Raw genomic sequence first — 3,407 nt, forward strand, 5'->3', positions numbered from 1 at the left:
CCATCCGCAGGCGATTGTGCATCCAGCCGGTGGCGAGCAACTGGCGCATTGCTGCATCGATGATCGGTATGCCGGTGCGCCCCTGTTGCCAGGCTTCGAGCTCCGCCGGCCAGGTTGACCACCGCGTCGAGCGGCTGGTCGCCGTACTCGTCGAAACGATCGATGCCGCGCACGCCGACGCCGCACAGCGATTCCACCTGCTGCGGCCGCCGGCTGAACACGGTCAGCCGGTGTCCGGCCTGTCGCCAGCGGGCGCACAGGCGGCGACCCATCAGGCCGGTACCGCCGGTCAAGAGAATGTGCATGGCTGTCTCCTCGTTTTGCCTGCGTGCCCTTTCAGTCTGGACCCTGGACATCGATCTGCCCGATGACCGTGCATCCTCCCCCCATTCCGGCGTTATCCTGTGAATGGAAGATCCGTCGGCTCCGGCCAGGGAACCCTGGCGTCGTTTTCGACTCAGCCAAGGAACAGGGCTTGCATCGCATTGGTGCCTTAGTGAACGGCGCCAGCCGTCTATTCTTCAGATAACTCGGTTGATACTTCCGAACGGAACGTCTGAAGGTTCGACAGGCCAGGAAGCGAGCCGTGCGCCGCAAGCGCGCCATCGGCGCGACGCAAGGTGCGCCTCGAAGCACGCGCAACACTGTACATTAAATCAAACCTGTACAAGAAACCTGATTCGCCTGTCCAGACGCTACACAACCAGAGAGGCATGTCATGAGCGTCCCCATCGCCATCATCGGTACTGGCATCGCCGGGCTTTCCGCCGCCCACGCATTGAGATCCGCCGGCCAGACCGTACAACTGTTCGACAAGGGCCACGGCAGCGGCGGCCGCATGGCCAGCAAGCGCAGCGAGGCCGGCACGCTGGACCTCGGCGCGCAATACTTCACCGCCCGCGACCGGCGCTTCCTCGACGCCTTGCAACACTGGCGCGAGGAAGGCTGGGTGGACGAGTGGAAACCCGCGCTCTACCAATACCGCGACGGCCAACTGAGCCCCTCCCCGGACGAGCAGCCACGCTGGGTCGGCATCCCGCGAATGAGTGCGATCACCCGCGCCCTGCTCACCGATCTGCAAGTGGTCTTCTCCTGCCGCATCACCGAGGTCTTCCGCGGCAAGCAGCACTGGCACCTGCAGGACGCCGAGGGACAGAACCACGGTCCGTTCAACCAGGTCCTGATCGCCATCCCCGCTCCCCAGGCCACGCCGCTGCTGGCCAGCGTGCCGAAACTGGCGGCCACCGCCGCGAGCGTGGTCATGGAGCCGACCTGGGCGGTGGCGCTAGGCTTCCGCGAGGTACTCGACACCCCGGTGCAGGGCTGCTTCGTGCACGGCAGTCCGATCGCCTGGCTGGCCTGCAATCGCAGCAAGCCGGGGCGCGACACCGCCCTCGATACCTGGGTGCTGCACGCCACCAGCCAGTGGAGCCGGCAACACATCGACATGGCCAAGGAAGACGTGGTCGAGCACCTGCGCTGCGCCTTCGCCGAAGTGATCGGCTGCGCCGTGCCGGAAGCCGCCTTCAGCATCGCCCACCGCTGGCTCTATGCACGCCCGGCGGAGGCTCACCAATGGGGTGCCCTCGGCGATCCCGACCTGGGCATCTACGCCTGCGGCGACTGGTGCTCCAGCGGCCGCGTCGAAGGCGCCTGGCTCAGCGGCCAGGAAGCCGCGCGGCGCCTGCTGGAACATCTCTGAGGGGATCGGGCCGTCGCCTGGCGGCCCGATGTGACAAGAAAATACCTATACAAATAAATTGACCTGTACAAGATAAGTTCTAGGATGTGTCGTATGACCGCCCGGCTGTCGAGCTGCGCGCGAACCTCCTTTCCCCTCGGGAGACGACACCGATGCACGAATCTCACCCTTCCCTGACGCCCCGACTCGGCATCAGCGCCTGCCTGCTCGGCGAACCGGTGCGCTTCAACGGCGGCCACAAGCGATCCGCGCTTTGCGAGGAACTGGCGCGACACGTCGAATTCGTCTCCTTCTGCCCGGAACAGGCCATCGGCCTGGGCACGCCGCGCCCGGCGATTCGCCTGGAAGGCACTCCGGCAGCCGCCGAGGCGCGGAGCCGCGACGGCCTGGCGGTCGGCGGAGCGCTCGCCGAATATGCGCGGCGGGTGGCGCAACGGGCGGATACGCTGGACGGTTTCATCTTCATGCAACGTTCGCCGTCCTGCGGGCTGCAACGGGTCAAGGTCTATCCAGAAGGCGGCGGCGCGCCGCGCGCCGAAGGCCGTGGACGCTTCGCCGCAGCCCTTTGCGAAGCCTTGCCGGAGCTACCGGTGGAAGAAGAAGGCCGGCTGCACGATCCGGTCCTGCGGGAGAACTTCCTCACCCGCGTGTTCGCCCATGCCCACTGGCAGGCCCTGTGCCAGCGCGGCCTCAGCCATTCGGCCATCGTCGCCTTCCATAGCCGCTACAAGTACCAGTTGCTGGCGCATTCGCCGGAGCACTACCGCAGTCTCGGCCGCCTGCTCGGCGAAGCCGGCCATTACCAGCCGGAAGCCCTCGGCACGCGTTACTTCGGCGAGCTGATGCAGGGCCTGCGCCGCTGCGCGACCCGCGGCAGCCATGGCAACGTGTTACTGCACCTGAGCGGCTACCTGAAACGCGACCTCGCAGCCGAAGACAGGCGTGAATTGCGCGAGCTGATCGAGCAATACCGGCATGGCAGCGTGCCGCTGGTGGTACCGCTGACCCTGCTAAAGCACCACTTCCGTCGCCACCCGCATGCATACATCGCCCAGCAGACCTACCTGCAACCGCACCCGACCGAACTCGGCCTGCGCAACGCGCTCTAGGATTTCCCGATGAACTCGCCCCACCTCGAACGCGGCGGCCTGCCGATCCGCGAAGTCACTCGTCTGACCGGCGTCCATCCGGTCACCCTGCGCGCCTGGGAGCGCCGCTACGGCCTGGTGGTGCCGCAACGCACCGGCAAGGGTCACCGGCTCTACAGCGAAGAGCAGGTCGAGCGCATCCGCCGGATACTCGTCTGGCTCGAGCGTGGCGTCGCCATCAGCCAGGTGCGCGCGCTGCTGGAGCGTCCGGAGGAAACCCCGGCGGCGGATGTCGAATCCCCCTGGGAACGCCTGCACGAACAACTGCTGGACGCCATCGCCGCGCTGGCCGAGCGACGCCTCGACGATCTGTTCAACCAGGCCGCGTCGCTCTATCCGGTAGCGACCCTCTGCGAAAAGCTTCTGCAACCCTTGCTGCAGCACCTCGAACGACGCTGGCAGGGACAATTCGGCGCGCGCATGGAGCGGGCCTTCTTCTTCTCCTGGTTGCGCAGCAAGCTGGGCGCCCGCCTTTATCACCAGCAGCGGCTGCAACAGGGCGCGCCGCTGCTGCTGGTCAACCAGTCCGAGCTGTCGCTGGAACCGAACCTCTGGCT

4 protein-coding genes and 1 pseudogene are annotated in these 3,407 nt (G+C 66.5%); 3 read left to right on the top strand and 2 right to left on the bottom strand.

Going from position 1 to position 3,407, the window contains the following annotated elements; translation table 11 throughout:
• Both FFS27_RS30585 and FFS27_RS30590 read right to left on the bottom strand, forming a co-directional pair.
• The coding region (locus FFS27_RS30585) for an FAD-binding domain-containing protein (RefSeq protein ID WP_256659772.1) at nt 1-160 on the bottom strand (160 nt) is incomplete at its 3' end.
• Nucleotides 105-305 (bottom strand): annotated as a pseudogene (locus FFS27_RS30590) (NAD-dependent epimerase/dehydratase family protein); the annotation flags it as partial. The pseudogene FFS27_RS30590 and the gene FFS27_RS30585, both read right to left, overlap by 56 nt.
• Before the next feature lie 413 nt (nt 306-718).
• Between FFS27_RS30590 and FFS27_RS30595 the strand changes: the two are divergent.
• From FFS27_RS30595 to FFS27_RS30605, 3 genes are all read left to right on the top strand, one after another.
• Nucleotides 719-1,702 carry an NAD(P)/FAD-dependent oxidoreductase gene (locus FFS27_RS30595; protein WP_003094987.1) on the top strand — a complete coding sequence of 328 codons (984 nt, stop codon included), beginning with the start codon at nt 719-721 and terminating at the stop codon, nt 1,700-1,702.
• A gap of 152 nt (nt 1,703-1,854) precedes the next feature.
• Nucleotides 1,855-2,811 carry a DUF523 and DUF1722 domain-containing protein gene (locus FFS27_RS30600; protein ID WP_021264088.1) on the top strand — a complete coding sequence of 319 codons (957 nt, stop codon included), beginning with the start codon at nt 1,855-1,857 and terminating at the stop codon, nt 2,809-2,811.
• A 9-nt stretch (nt 2,812-2,820) separates the two neighbouring features.
• A partial coding sequence (locus tag FFS27_RS30605) for a MerR family transcriptional regulator (RefSeq protein ID WP_137952443.1) occupies nt 2,821-3,407 on the top strand: 587 nt, incomplete at its 3' end.

It is taken from the genome of Pseudomonas sp. 2VD (assembly GCF_005503585.1).
GTDB classification, from domain to species: domain Bacteria; phylum Pseudomonadota; class Gammaproteobacteria; order Pseudomonadales; family Pseudomonadaceae; genus Pseudomonas; species Pseudomonas aeruginosa.